Source organism: Nostoc sp. ChiVER01, from assembly GCF_034531155.1.
Taxonomy (GTDB): Bacteria; Cyanobacteriota; Cyanobacteriia; order Cyanobacteriales; family Nostocaceae; genus Nostoc.
On sequence record NZ_JAVRBS010000014.1, the window covers coordinates 71,282 to 92,262 of the forward strand.

Here is a 20,981-nt window from a genome sequence, read left to right on the forward strand (position 1 = left end):
TTTTGTTCTAGATGTAGTTTCTCAATTCACACCGATTCAACCGACTTTTTAACCAGCGATTCATCAAATTTTGGTGATTATTTTAGTAGTAGTAGTAGTAGTGATCGTGGTTGTTTTACTAATAGAGCGATTTTGAAATTCGGTATCTAGGTTAAACAACATTTGCAGAGTCCGAACCGCAAGGCGTTGGGCTTCTAGATCCTGTTGTGTGCGAAGTTGCACCATCGGCTCATGCAGGATTTTGTTAACAATGCCTTTGGTGAGTGCTTCGATCACTTCTTGATGCTTTTTAGCAAACTCTGAACCAAGGCGTGACATTGCTTTTTCTAACTCTTGCTCACGAATGCTTTCTACTTTTTCTCGTAAGCAGCTAATTGTAGAAATGGCTTCTAGCGATCGCAACCAGGCACGAAATGCTTCTACCTCTTTTGTAATCAACCTTTGAGCTTCCATTGCCGCCTGCTGTCGGCTTTGATGGTTCTGCATTACAACAGCTTTGAGATCATCGACGTTAAACACTTGAACATGAGCCAGCTCATTTACATCAGCATGAACATTGCGTGGAACGGAGATGTCAAACAACATCAGTGGTTGATTAGCTGCTAATATCATCTCCAGTTTGGCTCGATCTAGTAGCGGTTCTGTAGAAGCAGTGCTAGTAAACACCAGATTAGAGGCAGCAATAACCGTCATCATTTCGCTAAGGAGATAGCATTGCAGTTGAGCCTCGCTGAACTGATTAGCTAATTCCTGTGCCCGTTCGATAGAACGGTTGATGATTGAAATGCGGTTTGCTCCCTTAGATAACAGATGTTGCACCAGTAATCGAGACATCTTGCCAGCACCCACGATCGCCACTCGATAGGCTGACAAATCTTTCACTTTGACTTGAGCAAGTTCTACTGCTGCCGCACTGATTGAGATTGCTCCGCTACCAATCGAAGTTTCTGTTCTGACTTTCTTAGCAACTGTTAGCGATTGTTTAAAGAGTTGATTGAGAATCTGTTTAATGCCATTGTGCTGTTGACCTAGTTTGTAAGCATGTTTGACTTGAGCGAGAATTTGTCCTTCTCCGATGACCAAACTATCTAAGCCAGAAGCAACTTGCATCAGGTGCATCACAGCATCCTGCTGAAGCAAGATAAATAAATGATAATTCAAATCTTGGCTAGATAATTTACTATGCTCTGAAAGAAACTGAGTCACTTCTAAGATCGCTTGCTCTGCTGATAGGACAGCCAGATAAATTTCCAATCGGTTGCAAGTGCTAAGAATAGCAGCTTCTTGGATATGGGGATAGTTGCATAGACAAGCGATCGCCTGTTCAATTTTCTCTTCTGGAATACTCAGTTTTTCACGAATTTCAACCGGAGCAGTCTTGTGACTAAGACCGACGGCGATAATATTCATCCTTCCTCCTTTTACACTTTTATTAACTGGTTTCTGCTGAGTTATACCATTTCACTAAAATCCTGATACAAATTCTTTCCCCTCTGCTCCCCTGCTCCTCTGCTCCCCTGCTTGCCTAAATGTATCAACCTTAAAGTGAAACGGTATTAGAGGTAAACACGAGTTTCAAAAAGCAAAAGTTTGTTTGTTGTAGATTCCACTCACGAATTTGCATACCAATCAACAGATTAAAGCGGATACGCCTGACCGGATAAGGGTACACCGAACAGCAAGAAAAATAGAATTGCTAAGGCTGCTAGAGCGATCGCTTTAGGAGAAAGGGTTAATCGAGAATCAGACGATGCGACCACAGGAATATCTTTGGTGAGAGGAACTGGCAGTAATTCAGAGACAACCGCTTGAGTAAACGGAGTGTGTAACTGCTCCATCTCTGCATAGGTTATGTCTTCATATTTGATAAACCCTGGGTTCAAGATTCCCTGAGGATCGTATTTCTGCTTCAATTCATTAACTTGCAACCAATAATCACCAAACTGAAGTCGCCACTGCGCTAAATCCAATTCAGCCCAACTTGCTACATACCGCTTACCACCCATTTGGTACGCTAGATTAGTAAACAGATTCAACTGCTCTAAAATAGGCTGAATTTGAGCTTTGGGAACGGTGGGATACATCCCAAACCCGATAACCAACTCTTCTTCTGGTAAGGCGAACATAGGCATATTGGTATTGTGAGAAACCAACCCAAAGGAACCGATGGGAGTAGTCCTGAAGTCAATAAACCCGGGAACCTGTTCAAGAACCGTTTCAATATATTCTTTTGCGGTCGATCCTGGCAAAAGCACATCAATCCAAGGATTTGCCGTTCCGGGAAGATGAGGAACCTGGATTACAGGTTGCACAAACTCCTCAAAAGTCAAATTTTCGGTGTAAACATGACGATAGAAGTTTAGACTTGAGAGCAATTTTTCCTCATTGATGCCGTTGAGTGAATCAACTTCTAAGGTAATCTGCATCCTGTAGAACCACTCAATGAGCGGTCGTAGTCCTTTTTCTCCAGATCTAGCCACGCCCATAATGCAAGGAGAAAATAACGCCAGCAACCCATCCACCTGATCCTCTGCTATTAGCAATTGCTCATCCTGTAGAAAGGTATCTAAGTCGTCGTAGCAGAGGAAATAGGTACGGGTGAGAGGACGGTAGGGCCTAAGCCGATGCTGGACTTTTGTAATAATACCGAATTGTCCGTAGCCGCAGAGTGCATGATAAAACAACTCACTGTTTTGCTTTGGCGTACACCAGACCAACTCTCCTGTTCCAGTAACCACTTCTAGCCCCAAACAATTATCGGCTTGGGAGCCATGACGAAACGAACTCTGCCCTAGTCCTCCCGCCGAATGGGTTCCCCCTATAGTGACATCAAAGTAATTGGTGAGAACAGGAGGAATCAGACGGTGCAAAATTGATGCATTCACAATTTGTCGCCAAGTTGCACCAGCATCTGCCTTAAAACATAATTGGTCTGCATCAAGGTCATGAACTTGGTTCAGCCTCCTCATATCTAAGAGAATGCCTCCCTCGTTTAGGGATTGACCACTAAGCGAATGTCCTGCCGCCCGCGAAGAAACCGTTATCCCCTGCTTGGCAGCATATTGTATTGATTTCGCCACATCAGTTGCATTCTGAGGACGAACTACAACTTGGGGTTGTTTTTGAATAATGCCACCAAAATCTTGAGAAACTGCGACTAAATCTTCTTCTATGCCGCTAACTTCACCTTCGATGATGTGTTGTAGATCTGAGATAACACTGTTCATGATTTACCTTGACAATGCAAAAACTCATAAAGAGAGGCTAGACACTGATAATGTGCGTATGATTTAAACGTTTTGACTCACCATCTCTCAAGCTGACAGAAACGTGCGATGGACATAAAGCCAGTTTTCAACTGTGAGAGCACCAGATTAAGTGCATCAAAATAATTTTGGACTACTACTAAAATTGTTCAAAACTACCACTTAATTAGAAAGGCGAATCTTGAGCATCTTAATACCGATCTGAATAAGAACGGGAACTACTCGAAACAGATTTATGACTTTAGAAAAGATGCTCGATGTATTTTTCGTGGATTGTGTCACCTGTTGTTCTGGTCTTTCATACTTAAATACACAAACACAGTCGCCTTCAGCTTGTTTACTAAGAATTGAAGCTTTCAAGCCAGGAAAAGCTCTTCTGGCTGCTTCTTGTTCCATTTCGCAGAGCAGATAGCAAGGCGTTTCAAAACCATACTCTTTAGCAAGAGATAAAGCTGGGCAAACTCTTTGAATTTCAAGTGTAGCGTCTGTTCCATTCTGGGAAATATCTACTATTTCCGTAACAAAGCCCATCATTTTCAACAGGGGAATTGGTTTCTTGAAGCCTTCGGCTAAAGTAGCGTTATCAATAAAAGCACCCATTAATGCTTTCTGCTGTTCAGGGTACTTTTCCATCATTTTTTCAAAAGCGGCTTGATCTCCCATTTCCTTTGCCAGCTTTTTATATCTGACAAATCTATTCCGGAACAAGCTCATAGCTTTTGATTCATCTATGTTGAGGATGTCTTCCATCCGTAGATCGCCTGCACCTATCTTATCTACACCTATCTTAGTTTCCATCTTCACTTCCCTATTATTTTACAATAATCACAAACAAAAACTAGTTTTATGGATGAACATTAACTGTGGAAAAGAGGCAATAAATGATCAAGACAATCAGAAAATATCTGAGAATATCACGACAAGCTAATACAAGATCAACTTCAAACTCATTTATTACCAACCAATAAAGCTTTATCGTCTGTAAAATAACATTGCTTCCTCCTTTTTGTGGAAATCTTTTGTAGATTTTCAATTGAGGTTTTATCCAAGTCTTAACTTTTGATCGCTCCATGTTCAGCAGTTGTGTTATTTTCATGTCACTCAACAGCTACCTTTACTGTGTTGGCTGTCTTTATCAATTCCGAAATCCTATACCCACTCTCGTGGAGTTCTCAAAACTTCTCTTAAGATTGCTTCTTGGCTACCAAGAGTGGGTTGATCGTTATATGCCCAAGAAGCAGCCGGAGGCATACAGTTGAAAACACTTTGATGGTTCACCATGCCACTGGCTATACCAAAGCGAGCACCGCGATCAGAAGTTAGAATGAACTCTACATAACGTCCCCGAACAATTCGCTGCCAGTACTTGTTCTCTTCTGTAAAATTCATATCCTTACGCCTCTCTACAATCGGTAGGTAGGCGAGAGCAAATGCCTCAGTGCAGTCTGTAACAAACGCTAGAAGTTCTTCTACAGGACGATTGTTTAGATGATCGAAGAAAATTCCACCAACTCCTCGGCTTTCACCACGATGAGATACATGAAAGTATTCATCACACCACTTTTTAAAACGTGGGTAATAGGAAGTATCGTGTTTATCGCAAACATCCTTGTGTATTTTATGAAAGTGAACTGCATCTTCTTCAAACAGGTATGCAGGGGTTAGATCCGCACCACCACCAAACCACCAATAATTTGGCTGGTTGCTATGACCCAGTTGGAAATAACGGTAGTTGACATGGGCGATTGGAACCATTGGGTTATGGGGATGGATAACAAAGCTAGTACCCGTAGCAAAATAGGGAGTACCTTTATCGCCAAAAGTTTTATCCGCTTCACTTGTTGCCAAAGCTCCTGACTTTTCAAAAGTCATTCCGGGAGGCAGTTCACCTTTGATCGCTACATAGTTGACTCCAATCTTTTCAAAAACATTGCCGTTGTCTAAAGCTCGGTCAATATAGATTGAGTCTCCACTACTCTCACCACCCACCCAAGTGCCGTTATTACGTGTCCACGGTTGTTCAATAAATTTACCCTTGCCATCAAGTTGTTCAATCATTTGACAAGTGTTATCAAACATTTGTCTGAACACTTTTATTCCGGGCATTTCCAGTTTTTGTGTGATTGATCGTTCTAAAATTTTAGACATAGTTGCTTCTTTCGCCACGATTGATTGGGTTAAAGTTTGCGATATTTAGTCTTTAATGGACTTAGCTCAAGGAAATTTCTAGGTGAATAAATTGTTAATGTAATTTTCTGTTGGTGTAGGGGTAGGTTTTATTAAAAAGCCTGCAACGAATCAGAGGTTTGTTACAAAACCTACCTCTACACAAATGTCAATCAACGATAATTTTACGAATGAGACAAATTTAGGTGAGGATTTCGTTTCATGCTCCGACGGACTTGACGAAGCAAGATTAAAAGTCCACCGAAGGCGATCGCTCCAGTTGTAGATGGTTCTGGCACAGACTTGGTTACTTCTGTGATTTTAATCCGCGCTACTTGGTAGCCTGAAGCTTTAAAATCTGCATTGGCAAAAAGTTGATTTCCGCCAAGAGTATAATCAAGGACGCCGCCGGCACCAAGGGGTTTAAAGCCTGGGTGGGGTTGGATCGTCCCATTTTCGGGAATGCCACTACCAAGTGCGCTAAACTCAAATCCTCTCTCAGATGGGAATCCGATGTTAGCTCGGTCTTCGGTGTTCACCTCAGTACCAGCATCCAAGACTTGATTTCCGAGAACGATAAAGTCAGCTCCGATGAATTTACCGCTAGCATCAAAGATTTCGATTGGTTTCTCATTACTGATGAAAGCATCATTACTAGGAAAGACGTATGAGGCGTAGCTAAAGTAGCGATGGCTGGTAGTATCGCCATTCAACTCAATCGTCTTTGTGGCAACCTGACCTGGGAAAGCGACTGGAGCATTCGGGTATAACCAATCAGCGGGGTTAGGGAAGAGTAGGTCTTGAACACCACCGTTCTTAGCTGCTGAACTTTCAGCAAACAAACCGCCAATAGTCGATTTTTTAGGTATAACTCTATACAATACATTGCTAAGGAAATCCGACTCACCAAAAATGTTGCTCTCAAGACCTGAAATGCCATCCTCAGCCATATACTTGATTCCTGATGAGGCAGGAGCACCTACATCGAAAGTATCAAAGCTACCATCTTGAAAAGCAACCCAGATTGGAGGCAATAGAGAGCCACCGCTTGGCCCAAGATTTTCAACAGAAACCTTTAATGTGACTGCTGTCGCAGCTGATGCTATTGCAATCATTGAGCTAACTGCGATCGCTGTAGCTGTGATGGTTCCTCGAAGACTTTTGAAAATTTGTTGATTTGCCATAATATTCTTCTTATGTTGGTAAACAAGTAGAGTTTTCCAATGTTATTGCTGAACTAATTTCTGTTGTTTCAGTTTGTTTTTTTGCAGGAAAACTGCACTACAAGTAACAAGTCCTAATAGTCCCCATGTAAAAGAGGGTTCAGGGACGGAGCGAAAGGTCAATCCACTTAGCGATAGTTTGTATTCTTGGCTAGTCGGATCAAAGCTGACGCTATATTGGGTTGGATAATACCCAGTCTTAGGATAGGAGATAGGTACTTTAATAGGTTTGGTAATACTTGATTGCGTCTCAAGGAAAGCTTTTGTAGCTCCAAAGGATGTCAAACTAATTTGACCATCGAAGAACGCATAGTCATAAAGCGTGTTAAATGGCTGCTGTCCTGTAAAGATAGGTAATGCTGCCTCAGGATCAAAATAGCGCTCTCCGAACCCTGGCTCAACAAATCCAGTTGGTTGCATCCCTTGAGGAATAAATTCTGGCTTTGGTGGCTTTAGTGCTTGTGCCAATTCATCACCAGTACAAACAGGTTCTGAACTATTTGTACCAGCATTTGGGCAGATTAAAGCTATTTCTTGAGGGGTAAGTAAGAAAGCATCAAGTGTGATTCGGGGGACACCAAGAGCTTCTGGAATTCCTGGAACACCATGAGTGCGATACTTCAATAAAAGAGAATCAAATACTGTTGTTGATGCCTCAGATGGTAAAGAAAGCGGAATGACAATATCAGATGTATCGTTACTGACAGGTAGTGATAGGCTTCCTTGGGTAAGTATAGCACCAACCTCTGAAGGATGTCCCTGGTCATCAAGTGTGACAAAAGAGCGAACAAAGCCTTTGCCTAAGGGTTGTGAATTTCCTAAATATTGAGTTGCATTTGCTGCACTTGCAATTCCTACAGTATATAATAATGCGCTTAGTGCAGCAAGCGATAAATTTGTTCTATTCATATATTTCCTGATTAACAATCTGTTGATAAATTGAGATGCAATTAACTGCTGATTTATTGCAAAACAAAAATCAATTCATATACAAAGTCTACTTACCCCAAAGGTTGCTGTTGATGCTTGCGCTTGAGTAGAGAGACCGTACCACAAAGCCCAAAAATCAATAGACTTACTGTAAAAGCAGGCTCTGGAACAGAGGCTGGCTTACTGAGTAAAAGCGTTCTTGCTTTGCTAGTTCCCTGATTTTGGAAAGCGTAAGGTGTTCCTTGAGGAACGTAGACAAAGGTTCCTGGAGTGCCTACTATACTTTGGTCATCAATTTGGAACGTTACATCTCCATCTAAAACGTAAAACGACTGGCTTTCCTGGTCGTTGCTCATTAGTTGTTCAGAAACAGATTGCGGGGTAAGAGAAATATCGAACAGCGAGAATTGCCCGTTGGTTTCTTCGACACTTGCCAAAGAGGTATATAGCCCACCTGCTTTACTAAATGAGGGACGATTTGATGCGTTTGGTGGCACTACCACAAAATTAAAGTCTGGAGGCAAGTCGGTAGTTTCAGGCGACAAAGCGAGTTGCGATCCGTACTTTGCAGCGATTTGCCCAATTACTGCAAAATCCCTCAATGGCTCTGGTGGATTTGAACGATCTGTAACCAGTGTGTTTCGTCCCTCTTCCCTATAAAACCCCTCAAACCCTGAGGGAGTCGTAAGCAATAATGCCTTTGCAGGCGTTGTCCCAATGTTTTGATAGGTGTGGCGTCTACCTTTAGGAAAATAGACAAAGGTTCCAGGTGTCCCGATAATGCCTTCGTTCCCTAGCAAGATAGACATTTGCCCATCTAGAATGTACAGCCCTTCGTCTTGTTGAGTTTGGATAATAGGTGGAGGCCCAGCTTGCGGTGGAACAGTTAGATCAAATAATGAAAACTGTCCACCAGTCTCTTTACCAGTTGCTAAAAAAGTAGCTAAACCAGTTATTACAGAGTAGGTTGGGCGATCAAGTGCATTGGGTGGTACAACCAACACATCTTGTCCTACTGTTGAAAGGGGCAAAATATTATTAGAGGAGTCTTTTGGTTGTGCCTGTGCAGCTTCTAAACCCAAACATAGCGTGGAAAGTGCTGCTCCAGCAATAACCATTGATAATTTTTTCACAGTAGTTGTCCTTAAGATTATCTGAACGCATAGCAGCCTATTATGGGTGAATCTTATACTTACCCAGTTACCATGAAAACTTTTTCTTCTTGACGGTTGACACTAGTTGCAGCAGCAGGGAGAGGTCCTAATTTAACATCGCCCCAACGCATTACTGTTGCAGCAGCAGTAGATGCTGAACCGATTGTATAGACAAGAATCAGATCATTTTCTTGAATTTTCCCCAAATGTGCGCCATAGTACATATTGACAATCGGGAGTACTGGCCCAATGTTTGCATACTGCGGATAAAGATTGATTGTCCGTTCCGGATCAATCCCTAGTGCTTGTATACACAAATTTGCATACCAGGCAGTAGGTGTGTTGAAAGCAAAGAATTTTACCTCATCAAGAGTTATACCAGCTGCTGCAACAGCAGCTTCACTACATGTACGAACAAACTCAACACCCGTGTCACGGATCTGTTGACTGGCATTTTTTCCATTCTGAATACGCATCCGTGGGTTGCCTTCGGTATCTGTTGTCAGTTCATTAAAGAAGGCTCCGCAGGTGGCAGCAGTATGAATGATTTTACTTGCCAAAACTCCTTGATTGGGTTTGAGCGCACCGACCATAAAGGCTCCTGCACCGTCACCCATAAACCAAGATAGGGTATCATCCTCGTCTACAAAACGAGAGTAAACGCAAGAAATAACCACCAACACATTGCGGTAAGCTCCCGTTTGCACCAATGAAGTGGCAGTCTGGAGTGCAACCAAAGCACTAGAGCAAGTTGACTCAAGATTCCAAGCGGGGCAACGCAAGCCCATTTCGCCAACAAGGAAAGCAGCGTTGCCTGGTGCAATGCGTTCAGGGAACAGTGAGGTAACAATCATCAAATCGACATCATTGGGTGACATTTGTGCAGCAGCGATCGCATCAAATGCCACACGCTTCTCTAATGTTATAGAAGATTCACTTGGTGCTAGTACTCGCCGCTCGACGGCACCACGGAATGGATCTGACAAATATGGTGCCATTTCGAGATCGAACTCATAGCTTTTGGTAGTGGGTGCAGTAGCAGAAAATAGTTTCGCTAATGTTTTTTGCTCGGCTTGAGCCACTAATTCTGGATAATGATTTTTCCAATAGTCGTTTGTACGTAAAACGCTAGGAAAAGTAACTGTAAGTGAGCGAATTCCTACTGCCTGATTCATAATGACAATTCTCCTTTTATTTCTTTAGCCCCTTGTTTAATCAAACTTTGAATCCGATTCCCAAAAGGTGCAGTCTGATTTGGGTCGATAATTACATCGACCACAAACGGTACCTTTGAGGCAAGCGCTTTTTCTAGTGCAGTCTGGAGTTCGGTTTCTTCCTCGACACGGATGCCGTCAGCTCCCATTGCACGGGCAATTGCCACAAAATCTGCTGATGGTATCTGCGTGTCTACGCCGTTGAATCCCAACAATGACATACCTTGAGTGCACATATTGTAGTGTGCGTCATTCAAGACAATCCAGACGGCAGGAATCTGATATTTAACGGCGGTGTTAATTTCGTTGTTCATCAGCATTGCACCATCTCCAGCAATGGCGACAGCTTTACCATTTCGTGCTAGGGCGGCACCCACAACACCTGTGGTGGCATGTCCCATTGAACCAAACCCCGTACTGACCCGATAGCGACCTGGTTCAGTAAATCTCAGGGTGTGAGTTCCCCAAGCAAATGAGTTACCTGCTTCGGTCAACACCACTGCATCGCTGTCTTCGACAAATACCTGTTGAATTGCATCCATTAACACATCGGGGCGCACCGGCCCTTTGGAGCGGGGACTAGTTATTGCACTATGGGGATGAGGCAGTACAGGGCACTGACTGGCACGCTCGGGAAAATATTCTAGTAGGGATTTAACGAAGGCTTGCACATCAGACTGAATGAAGAAAGTCTCCACAGATGGATAAGCGGTTCCGGGTACTTCTGGATCGATGTCTATATGCACGAACCCTCGTGAGGGTATCATCGCCGGATTCCAGAAAGAGGTGAATTCACCCAATCGGCTTCCCAAAACCAGTATGCGGCCAGGACGTTGCTCTTGCATGTATTGCAAAATTGAGGCATGACCTCCAAAGCCTGTGACGCCGATATATTGAGGATGATTTTCTGGGAAGATACCTTTGCCGCGTGGCGAAGACATCACTGCTGCTCCAGTTCTCTCGGCCAATTGGCGGATTTCTGTTGCTGCACCTCTGGCACCAAAGCCCACCCAAATGGCAAAGGGCGCTTCAGAAAGTAATTGTACAGCTTTAGCTATCGCACTCTCTTCAGGACTCGTGAGAGCTTGTGAGAAAGTCGCGTCAGGTAATGGTGTTTTGAGTAAACTTGACTGAGTTGTTGTAGGGATACTCAGATGAGCAACAAACCCACCTGGTCTTGTCAAACCAAGAGCAAGTCTGCGAGCAACCTCTGGCAGTTCATCATCAGACTCGATGGTAGTAGCATAATGAAATAGTGAACCGGATGTACAAAGCAATTCGTTGGGCATTGTGTAGGTGCTGGTTTCCTGAAAAGCCCAGCGTCCACGCTGTGGTGCTGAGGTAGCAGCTGATAAGAAAATCACCTTTGCACCTTCCCAACGGGCTGCAAACAGTGCAGTTAAAGCATTGGTAATTCCTGGCCCTGTTGTAGTAAACACAACAACAGGGCGGTTATTAACAAAGTATGACTCAATGGCTGCAAAACCTGCTCCAGCTTCATGACGGAAGTGAAGTACATCAATGGCGCTATGTTCTAGACTAGCCCAAAGTGAGGCGATCGCTCCGCCAGAGATACCAAAAGCATGACGCACTCCCAGTCTTTGCAGCATCCTGACTACAGCTTCGGCAACAGAAAGCGGCGCAGATTGTTCACTGCTGAGAATCGGTATGTCTAAGCGAGTATTTGTCTGTCCATCTCCAAAAGGTGAAAATGGTGGGAAAATAGAAGATTTAGATGAACGTTCGAGATCAGCAGCAGTAAGGGATTTGGAATCCATAGTTAGCCTCAAATATAAGTCATTTAGTAACCACCAATCTAATTTCAAACTATCTAGATTGTCTTGACAATCAAACTTAGACTATAGATAGTTGACAACTTATTTTGGTATTACAAAACCGTTGGCACAATTTTTTCAAAGTCTTTGACAGTCGAACCACCATTCACTTGTCATTTAAGTATCTGGAGACTTTTAGAAGAGAGCTTCAGTTCTTTACAAATTTGTAGAGGTGGGTTTTGCGACCATACTTTCAGTAATATGTAGAATTTGTTTGCTAAATCTGCCCTTGATATATTTAACGTTGATTAGGACATCATTTATGCAACTTTCTAAGATGCAATTGAAAGTTCTTCTTCACGTAGAATTCGTTTGAGTACTTTACCCATTGCATTCTTGGGTAGGGAATCAATAAATTTAATCGCGCTTGGAATTTTGTAACTCGCCATTTTCTCAAAGCAGAAGGCAATTATATCCTCTTGTGTTATGGCAAAACCTGCTTTTAAGAGAATCTTAGCTTTGACTATCTCACCTTTTACTGGATCGGGAGCACCATAGACAGCACATTCAGCGATCGCTGGATGTGTATAGAGGACATTCTCAACTTCCGCAGGATATACTTTGAAGCCAGAAACATTAATCATGTCTTTTAAGCGATCAACAAGATAAAAATAGCCATCCTCATCCATCGTGCCAATGTCACCAGTATGAAACCAGCCATTTTTGAGAACTTGGGCAGTTTCAATAGGACGGTTCCAATAACCGAGCATGACATTCGGGCCTCGAACAATGATCTCACCCAATTCTCCTGGTTGTACTTGCTTACCATCAAAATTGATAATTTTCATTTCGACATTTTCAATGGGGGCACCAATTGAGCCAAGTTTGTATTTCAAGTCGTGGTTGTAGCAGGCGAAAGGAGATGTTTCAGTCAGACCATACCCTTCATGAATCACGCAACCATGCCTTTTCTGCCACTGTTGGACGACTTCGGGTGACATCGGTGCGGCGGCAGTAAAATAATAACGCACACTTTTAAGGTTGTAACCAGACGTATCCATATTCAGTAGTTTTATGAAAACTGTTGGTACACCAAAAAACATCGTTATGCCTTGATTAGCAATAGTTTCAAGTACTTTCTCTGGCTCAAAACGGCGTTGTAAAACAATGGTTGCACAGGCGTTTAATCCGGCGTTGAGAATTGCATTTTGACCAAAGCAATGGAATAGCGGCAGATAAAGCAATAGTCGGTCATCAGAGTGCATTCCACAACAACGATTCTTGGAATACATATTTGAAATGATATTGCCGTGAGAAAGTGTAGCGCCTTTAGGAAATCCTGTTGTACCGGATGTGTAGACAATAGCAGCCGGTTCGTCGCGTTCCATTTCGACAGCACAGGCTTTGGGTACAGCACTTGCCATCAGTTGCTCTAGATTAATTCCCTTTTTTGATCGACCGTCTGCAATCAAAATATGTTCAAGTTGGGATAAGTCCCAATCTGGTACATTCTTACTGAGTTCCTCTGTTGTAATAAGTGTATTAGCACTGCAATCATTGAGGATAAATTTAACTTCATCACTCTTGAGCATGACATTAAGTGAAACAGCTACAGCACCAATTTTCTGAATTCCCAAGTAGCAGAAGACAAATACTGGAATATTCGGTAAAAATAAGGCAACGCGATCGCCTTTTTGAATTCCCAATCCCCGTAATCCGTTAGCCACGCGATTGGCTAGTTGGTCAAGCTGTTGGTAAGTAAAATAGTTGTCTTCAAAAATCAGAGCGATTTTGTCAGGAAATAACAGTTGACCCCTCTGTATATGTTGTGCAATGTTCATCACCGAAAATACTCACTTCAAGCAGCAGACGAAAGCAAATTAAGTTAACAAAGTCTTTTTAGTAAGCATCAACAAGACTCACTTGCGATTCTAAGGTCATCAATATTCCGTGGCGAGGTCGCAATGTGAACATTGCTTCCTCTTCAACAGGATGCCCTGGTACTGAATGTAGACGGTATTTTTGGGCTATCATCGCTACAACCAACTGCATTTCGGTCATCGCAAATATCTCGCCAATACATTGGCGTGGCCCGCCCCCAAATGGAAAGTAGGCATAGCGTGGGCGTTGAGCAACTTGTTCCCGTGCAAAACGTTCGGGATTGAATTCTTCGGGGTTTTCCCAGAAGCTTGGTAGCCGTTGCGTGACATAGGAGCTGACCATGATCAAGGAGCGAGCTGGTATATGATAGTCGCCAATTTGATCAGACTCTAGATTAGTGCGAGTGAAAACCCAAGCACCCGGATAAAGCCGCATCGATTCTTCGATGATCATCCTGGTATATTTTAAGCTTGGTAAATCCTCCAAGGTTGGAGTACGCCCGTCTAGAACACGGCTAATTTCCTCTTGCAATTGATATTCTACGCTTGGGTTTTGAGAGAGCAAATACCAAGTCCACGCAATAACGGCAGCTGAAGTTTCAAACCCACCGGTGAAAATTGTCATAATTTCGTCGCGCAGTTGCTCATCGCTCATTCCCTGACCAGATTCTTGGTCATAAGCATCCATCAACATTGAGAGCAGATCATCCGGAGATTTGCTGCCTTCTCGACGTTCCCGAATGATCCGATAGATAGCTCCATCCAAGGTTTGCATCGATTGTTGAAATCTGCGGTTTTTGAGCGTGGGTACCCACAAAGGCAGCTTGATTACTGCCCAGAGTTGGCTACTAAGGTACTTATATGCCGTGTCCCAAGCTTGATTGAGTTTATCAATTTCGTCATCAGAATCGATGCTTAACAAACTCTCCAGAAGGATCGTCTGCGCTAATTGCATCATCTCTGCAAAAATGTCGAGCGGTTTATCTGAGTCAATGTTGCGCCAGTTCTCCAGCATCTGAGCGATGTTTTTAGTCATTAGGTTGACCAGTGTGCCGACTTTCTGGCGATGAAAACTTGGCTGCATGAGATGCCGCTCACGCCGCCAGGATTCACCTTCTTTGACTGCCAAACCATCGCCAATCACCAGCTTGATTGCCTGGAAGTTTTCGCCCTTGATATAGTTGCGACTGTTTTCTTGCAGAATGTATTTCAAATGATCTGGATGAGCCACTAAGTAAAGCTGCTGAGAACCCATCGCTCTTAGATGGACAACATCACCATATTGACGTACAGCGTTAGTTAGGAACTGGAGTGGATTTCTCAACATTTGTGGAAGGTTGCCGATGATTGGATAACCATGCGGGCCAGGAGGAGTTTTGCGTAACGTTGGCGAACCCTCTTGTAGAGAAGCGGCTTGTCCGGGGGCATCGTCTGCCGAAATACTCTGTTTTAGCATCTTGTTTTTGTACAACCTCAGTCTAAGCTAAATAAAGTCTCTTTCAGGGCTTGGACAATCTGTCCTCCATCTGCGATATCCTCTGCGATCAAGGCAATGTGTTCATCTAGGGGTTGTTCATCGTCGTTCCAAATGTAAGGGCGTCCAGGTGAAGGTTTTTGTCCTACTACATCACGCACCGCCATATAGAGATTTTTAGTTGCGGGTGACAGGGTAACACGGGCGTCATAATGGTCAGCAACGAGGTAAGTACGTAAATCAACGGCTTGCACCCCAAACATCAGAGCGATCGCCATATATTGTTGAAAGATTTCCACGCTTACACGCGCTAAGTTGGCAGACGCAAAACCTTGGCTGTTGATATTTTGGTTATATTGTTCAGCGTGGGTAGGAAATCTGTCAGTTATAGAATTCCCATAGAAGGTCAACAGGGGCATAATTGAATTTCCAGTGATTTGCAATCCTTTCAATCCCATGTTGACGTTGCGTTGTTGGTTACCTACTAAAGATGGTGGCAGTCCATTGTTAAATTCCGGCGCTACTAAGTAAGCTATTTGTACATCCAAGTGTTTCGCCAATAACCCCATATAGTAACGTAGCTGATCCATTCCTACACCAATGTACTGTCCTAAGAAATTGCCGCCATGATAACTGGCTTGGTTTGCCACATCGATGAGCGGGTTGTCTGTGACAGCATTAAGTTCTACTTCAATTTGTCTTTGAATCTGCTCTATACCATCAACAATCGGCCCCATATACTGTGCTAAACAGCGTAGCGAATAACGGTCTTGAATGGGGTTTTCACCGCGATAGTCATGAGAACCATCTAACTCATCGCGGATTAAGCGTGAGCCAGCAAGCAGGTTGAGCATTTGAGCAGCAGCCCATTTTTGACCTGAATGAGGTTTGAGCTGATGAATAAATGGGTGAAATGATTGATTAGTACCTCTCAAACCTTGGATAGCTAAGGCGTGTGAACCCATAGCTAGTGCTAAGAGAATTTTGGTGTCATGTAGGCAGTTAGCTGCAATACCTGTCATAACTGAAGTGCCATTCATCATTGCTAACCCTTCTTTTGGAAGTAGTTGCAATGGCTCTAAACCCAGTTTCTTTAACGCAGTTGGTGCGTCCATTTCTTCGCCGTTAAAGTCAACGGTATAGCTTGGAGCTAGACCAATCAATGCTCCAGAAATATAGGCTAAAGGCGTTAAATCACCACTGGCACCAATTGAGCCAAATTCATACACATGAGGAGTAACACCAGCATTTAAAAACGTTTCCATGCGTTGGATGAGTTCTAAACGGATGCCAGATGCACCATGCAAGTGGGAGTTGGCACGTAAGAGCATGGCAGCACGCACATCAGCCAATGGTAATCTTTTTCCTGCTCCTACCTTGTGATACCACATCAGATTATTTTGCAGCAGGGCGGCACAGTCACGGGGGATTACGACGTTTGCCATGCCGCCAAAGCCACTAGTCACACCGTAAATTGGATCTCCCGATTCAACTGCATTATGAATGTAGTCACAAGATGCTTGCACACCCTGCAACACATCAGGGTGATCGCTTAAGCGTACTAGAGTACCATGACGTGCTACACTAACAACTTCGTTGATTGTCAAATTGCGGTTGCCTACAACTACGGTTTTGTCTAAATTACCTAATAAGGGTGATGAAGAAACAGAGGTTGTATTTTGGCGTAGAGATGTTGTATTCATCTGGTAGTTTACTTGTCCTTTTTTGTAGTTATTTACACGTTTATAATTCACTTGTTCAAGTATGTGCAGTAAAGGGAATTGGAGCCAACTTTGCCGTTGCAGTGGAGTTATAGTTTTGAGTCCAACGACCAAAGAACTGGCATAAAATAGCCATTTCCTGCATTAATAATTGCTCAATCCTTCCAGTGTGAGACTTAGGCTCATCTGAGAGGGTTTTGGTTAGTTTTAGGTAAACTTTAATCATCAAATAATCTGTATCAGATGCGATCATTGCATTAAAACCTGCTCATAATTACTGATGTATTAATTAGGCTTAATTCAAAAAAGAGAAGAATCTGTCAGAGAGATTTAATCGAAAATAAAACCAGAAGGCAAACTATCTTTCTCTTTTCGTACTTTAAAATATTTTAGAATTAAAAACAATAACTAATTAGGTTAATAAACTAACAATTATTGTCCTAGTTTTGGTGAATATCGTATTTAATAAAGCTGCAATGCGCCTTTGCCTTTCTCCAAACTAGGGGAGTTGCCCCGTGATATTGGCGAAACTGGCGAAAAAAATGAACTGGATGTTGATACCCCACCAATGTAGCAATCTGTTCTACTCTTTCTGAAGTTTCTACAAGCAAGGAACGTGCTGCTGCCATTCGGCGCTGAATGATCCAACTTTGTATAGTTTGTCCAGTTTTATGTCGTACTAGTTTAGAAAGGTAACTAGGAGAATAACCTACTGCCAAGGCTATGTCATTGAGAGTAATCTGTTGGTAATAATTAGCCTCAATGAAATAAAATATCTTTTTCAACTGGGGATCAGAGGGAAAAATCAATTGAGGCGTAGTTGGTTTCGTAATCTCAATTTCGGGTGATTTTAGGAGTGGCTGGAACTGTGCAGCATACCACTTTTGGAGCGAGGCTTGCCTGTCCAGACGAGATATTATCGCTTTCAGTAATTCCTTTGGACTACAGGGCTTAGTAAGATAGTCATCAGCTCCAAGCTCCATGCCTTTGCGAATGTCAGCCTGAGTCACTTTGGTCGTGACAAAAATAAACAAGATAATCGCTGTGATAGGGTTTTGCCGCAGCGCTCTTAAGACACCATAACCATTAAGTTTTGGCATTAGAATATCGCTGATTATTAAATCGGGTAAGTGCTCTTGTGCCCGCTCAACACCGACAAGACCATTTTCTGCAACTATCACATCGAATCCTTCTTTCTCCAAACATTTTAAAAACATGTTACGGGCTTCTTTTTCCGTATCAATAACTAAAATCTTTGTCATTATCTTTTCCTAGTATTTAGTGATTGTATGTCGGAAAATGAGCAAAGTTGGAAGTAGAATACCAGAGGAGTATTGAAATCCATTTCTCTTTTAAACTAGAGGTTTATCCAAACGATTGTTTTTAAGAAGAAAAACAGTAAAAACGTTGAGGATTAACGGGGTGGATCTCACTTTTGGATCGATGTATTTAGCTACACAATCAAATTGTAATATTTCGGATTATGTCTAATATTTTTGTATGGCGTAAGTAAGTCGACAGCGATCGCTGGCTAATAGTGAAAAAATCAAAATTGAACGAACTTTAGGGGTTTGAGTCCCCAGCAAGACAGGCAGCCCGTTTTGGGTAGGGGTCTAAATCCCCGGACGCTCGCAGACTCGCTAACGCAAAACGTAATTGCAAATGGGCGAAAAAGCGAATTGCGAATTGTTTTAATACCTGAAAATTCATATCCATATTTAATTGTTTCTATCAATGCATAAGTCCTATATAGTAAGTATTACTCAGTTTTATTTTTCCGGTTTTACGCAAAGCTAAGATTAAAGTTTACATTTGTTTACAATTTGATTGACTATGTTTTTCCCACTTTATGAAAGTTGTATTGTCATATCTAGTACCCTAAAGGGTACTCTTGAAAATCAGAGTCAGTAGATCGAAAATCCGATGAAGTGGAGTTTGCCAATGGCGTACCCGCTCTTGGCTAGCAATACCGTTCGCAGAGTGTCTCGTAGAGAAGGTGGCAAGCGGTTATTGGCATTGTTGGCGTGATGGACTTGACTAGCAGCGTGCCGCGTCTGCTGCGATCGCTCCTCTCCAAATTTCTTAAACAAAGCAATCGCACTGGAGAGCTAATGCACACATCAGCAAAGACCTAGCCTCTAGATTTTGAGAGCAGCTTGTAAACAGGCTCTTATAATTGGCGTAAGTACCCACAGCTTCAGGCGTACCGCGTTCATCCAGATGAGTAACGTAGGCATACCGTTGAGTAATAAAAGGCTGAAGGGGTGACAAACACAGCAATCAACAGATGATTCACCCCATCCACTCCACCCAATCGGGCGCATCTGCCACCAGTTGAGCAAACTTGTCCGAACTGACCTGATCAAACTTCAGCATCACGCCCCAACGTTCATCACTCATTAGCGTATTGAATAATTGATCAGGCAGTATGTTGCTTTATTGCTGTAACATTTTCAACAGAACCTCTGGGCTGTCCATTTTATCCATGACAACTTCAATAAAAGCAAGTTGGTCACGGTTTTGTTGAGCTGTTTGTAATGCTTTGTCTAACTGGGATTCGGTACTAACTTTAATTCCCCAGCCATTGCCAGCGAAAACCTTAGGGAGCTGATGATAATTCCAAGGTTGAATGTCGTTATAGGGCATACGTTCACCGTGAATATCGCGCTCTATAGTATATCCGTCATTGTTGATCAAAAAAATAATCGGTTTTAGATTATAGCGTAGAATGGTTGAAAGTTCTTGTGCAGTCATTTGGAAAGACCCGTCACCAACCAGTAGGATAGAGCGACGTTGTGATGCGGCCATACCTGCGGTGGGCTTGGCCAACGCACAACCAAGTAATGAACCAACAGAGTAACCAATCGATCCCCAAAGTACTTGCCCAACGAAAGTAGCTCCTTTTGGTAAAGGAACGATAGAGGCACCAAACAAACAAGTTCCAGTCTCAGCAACGATAATGTCATCTTCTTGGAGAAAATGAGCAAATCTATGCCAAAAATACTGCTGCGTTATCGGTGCCGAAGAGCCGCCTTCCATTGGCGTTATAAAACCAGCATCTAAATTCTCTGTTGCTGATTTGAAATTCAGCGTTTGAGGATCGCGACGCTGCAACCGTTGGCTTAAAGCAGAAAGCACATCAGCCATAGCGACATTGTTGTATAAAGCATGTTTAACTTTTACATAATCCCCATGCACTTCAATAGTTTGGCTAGGATCAAGTTTGGCAGAAAACTTGCCTGTGTTGAAATCAGTCATCAAAGCACCGACAGTTAAAACACAATCTGCTTGCTCAATACGTTTTCTGACAGATTCCTGACTGGCAGCACCATTATATATGCCGATGAATTGGGGGTGGGTTTCTTCTAGCAATCCTTTTCCCATGTTCATCGTGGCATAAGGGTATCCGGTAGCTGTTAGCAGTTCTCGCAATTGTTCATGCAAGTGATAACGAGCTACACCAATATCAGCAAGAATAATAGGTTGGGAAGCTTTTTCCAGTATGTTTACAGAGACATCAACTATTTCGGCTATTGTAGCACCATCACTCTGAAAGACAGGGGGTATAAAGAAATCAGACGGTGCAGATACCTCAGTCAGAGCAACATCCATAGGTATGGAAATATAAACAGGTAATTTCTTCAGTAAACAGATACCTAAAACTCTGTCAATTTCCGTTGCTGCATTTTCGTTTGTTAAATATGCTTGAGCCACCGTTACCTGCTGATACATCCGGGCAAATATTGAAAAATCACCAGTACCAAGCGTATGATGCACAAGTAAACCAAGAGCTTGAATTTTAGTTGCAGGAGCACCAGTAATCGCTACAACAGGAACGTGTTCAGCATAAGCGCCAGCGACACCATTAATAGCACTGAGTTCACCAACACCAAACGTAGTTACTAATGCTGCAATACCATTGAGCCGACCATAACCATCGGCAGCATAAGATGCGTTAAGTTCGTTGCAAGTAGGAATTAACTCGATACTATTGTGGTTAACAATATAGTCGAGAAACTCCATATTGTAGTCTCCAGCAACGCCAAAGATATGCTGGATGCCGATTTGCTCCAGACGAAGCAATAAATAGTCGCTAACAGTAAACTTTGCCATTGTCCGAGCCAAAATTTTACCCCTTTAGGGTATGAAAACTTTAACTTAGATACGTATCTCTGAAG

The 20,981-nt window shown here is 42.8% G+C and carries 15 protein-coding genes and 1 pseudogene; all 16 read right to left on the bottom strand.

The window, feature by feature from the left end; all coding sequences use genetic code 11:
- Positions 1-123: 123 nt before the first annotated feature.
- Positions 124-1,410: pseudogene (locus RMY00_RS19080) on the bottom strand (glutamyl-tRNA reductase); the annotation flags it as partial.
- A gap of 227 nt (positions 1,411-1,637) precedes the next feature.
- Positions 1,638-3,227 carry an FAD-binding protein gene (locus tag RMY00_RS19085; RefSeq protein ID WP_322649038.1) on the bottom strand — a complete coding sequence of 530 codons (1,590 nt, stop codon included), beginning with the start codon at positions 3,225-3,227 and terminating at the stop codon, positions 1,638-1,640.
- Between the two features lie 201 nt (positions 3,228-3,428).
- Positions 3,429-4,064 carry an L-2-amino-thiazoline-4-carboxylic acid hydrolase gene (locus RMY00_RS19090; protein WP_322649039.1) on the bottom strand — a complete coding sequence of 212 codons (636 nt, stop codon included), beginning with the start codon at positions 4,062-4,064 and terminating at the stop codon, positions 3,429-3,431.
- 351 nt (positions 4,065-4,415) lie between these two features.
- Positions 4,416-5,414 carry an oxygen-dependent coproporphyrinogen oxidase gene (gene hemF, locus RMY00_RS19095; RefSeq protein ID WP_322649040.1) on the bottom strand — a complete coding sequence of 333 codons (999 nt, stop codon included), beginning with the start codon at positions 5,412-5,414 and terminating at the stop codon, positions 4,416-4,418.
- Positions 5,415-5,617: 203 nt separating this feature from the next.
- Positions 5,618-6,616 (bottom strand): spondin domain-containing protein, encoded by a 999-nt coding sequence (locus tag RMY00_RS19100; protein WP_322649041.1) that lies wholly within the window; start codon positions 6,614-6,616, stop codon positions 5,618-5,620.
- Between the two features lie 42 nt (positions 6,617-6,658).
- A complete protein-coding gene (locus tag RMY00_RS19105) occupies positions 6,659-7,564 on the bottom strand; it encodes a hypothetical protein (protein WP_322649042.1) in 906 nt (301 codons plus the stop codon).
- Between the two features lie 92 nt (positions 7,565-7,656).
- Complete coding sequence (locus tag RMY00_RS19110) at positions 7,657-8,718, bottom strand: cupin domain-containing protein (RefSeq protein WP_322649043.1); 1,062 nt, start codon at positions 8,716-8,718, stop codon at positions 7,657-7,659.
- 59 nt (positions 8,719-8,777) lie between these two features.
- Complete coding sequence (locus RMY00_RS19115; RefSeq protein ID WP_322649044.1) at positions 8,778-9,914, bottom strand: 3-oxoacyl-ACP synthase III family protein; 1,137 nt, start codon at positions 9,912-9,914, stop codon at positions 8,778-8,780.
- The gene (locus RMY00_RS19120) at positions 9,911-11,731 is read right to left on the bottom strand and encodes a ScyA-related TPP-binding enzyme (RefSeq protein ID WP_322649045.1); all 1,821 of its coding nucleotides are present in this window, start codon (positions 11,729-11,731) and stop codon (positions 9,911-9,913) included. Before RMY00_RS19120 ends, RMY00_RS19115 begins: the two co-directional genes overlap by 4 nt.
- 329 nt (positions 11,732-12,060) lie before the next feature.
- A complete protein-coding gene (locus RMY00_RS19125; RefSeq protein WP_322649046.1) occupies positions 12,061-13,569 on the bottom strand; it encodes a long-chain fatty acid--CoA ligase in 1,509 nt (502 codons plus the stop codon).
- A gap of 58 nt (positions 13,570-13,627) precedes the next feature.
- Positions 13,628-15,064 carry a cytochrome P450 gene (locus RMY00_RS19130; protein WP_322649047.1) on the bottom strand — a complete coding sequence of 479 codons (1,437 nt, stop codon included), beginning with the start codon at positions 15,062-15,064 and terminating at the stop codon, positions 13,628-13,630.
- 17 nt (positions 15,065-15,081) lie between these two features.
- Entirely contained in the window at positions 15,082-16,785 is a 1,704-nt protein-coding gene (locus RMY00_RS19135; protein WP_322649048.1) for an aromatic amino acid ammonia-lyase, read from the bottom strand.
- 55 nt (positions 16,786-16,840) lie between these two features.
- Positions 16,841-17,056: a hypothetical protein gene (locus tag RMY00_RS19140; RefSeq protein WP_322649049.1), complete on the bottom strand. Its 216-nt coding sequence runs from the start codon at positions 17,054-17,056 to the stop codon at positions 16,841-16,843.
- A gap of 187 nt (positions 17,057-17,243) precedes the next feature.
- The gene (locus tag RMY00_RS19145) at positions 17,244-18,065 is read right to left on the bottom strand and encodes a DNA-binding response regulator (protein ID WP_322649050.1); all 822 of its coding nucleotides are present in this window, start codon (positions 18,063-18,065) and stop codon (positions 17,244-17,246) included.
- A 642-nt stretch (positions 18,066-18,707) separates the two neighbouring features.
- Positions 18,708-18,893, bottom strand: coding sequence for a hypothetical protein (locus RMY00_RS19150; RefSeq protein WP_322649051.1), 186 nt, complete (start codon positions 18,891-18,893; stop codon positions 18,708-18,710).
- 346 nt (positions 18,894-19,239) lie between these two features.
- The gene (locus RMY00_RS19155) at positions 19,240-20,916 is read right to left on the bottom strand and encodes an alpha-keto acid decarboxylase family protein (RefSeq protein WP_322649052.1); all 1,677 of its coding nucleotides are present in this window, start codon (positions 20,914-20,916) and stop codon (positions 19,240-19,242) included.
- Positions 20,917-20,981 lie beyond the last annotated feature (65 nt).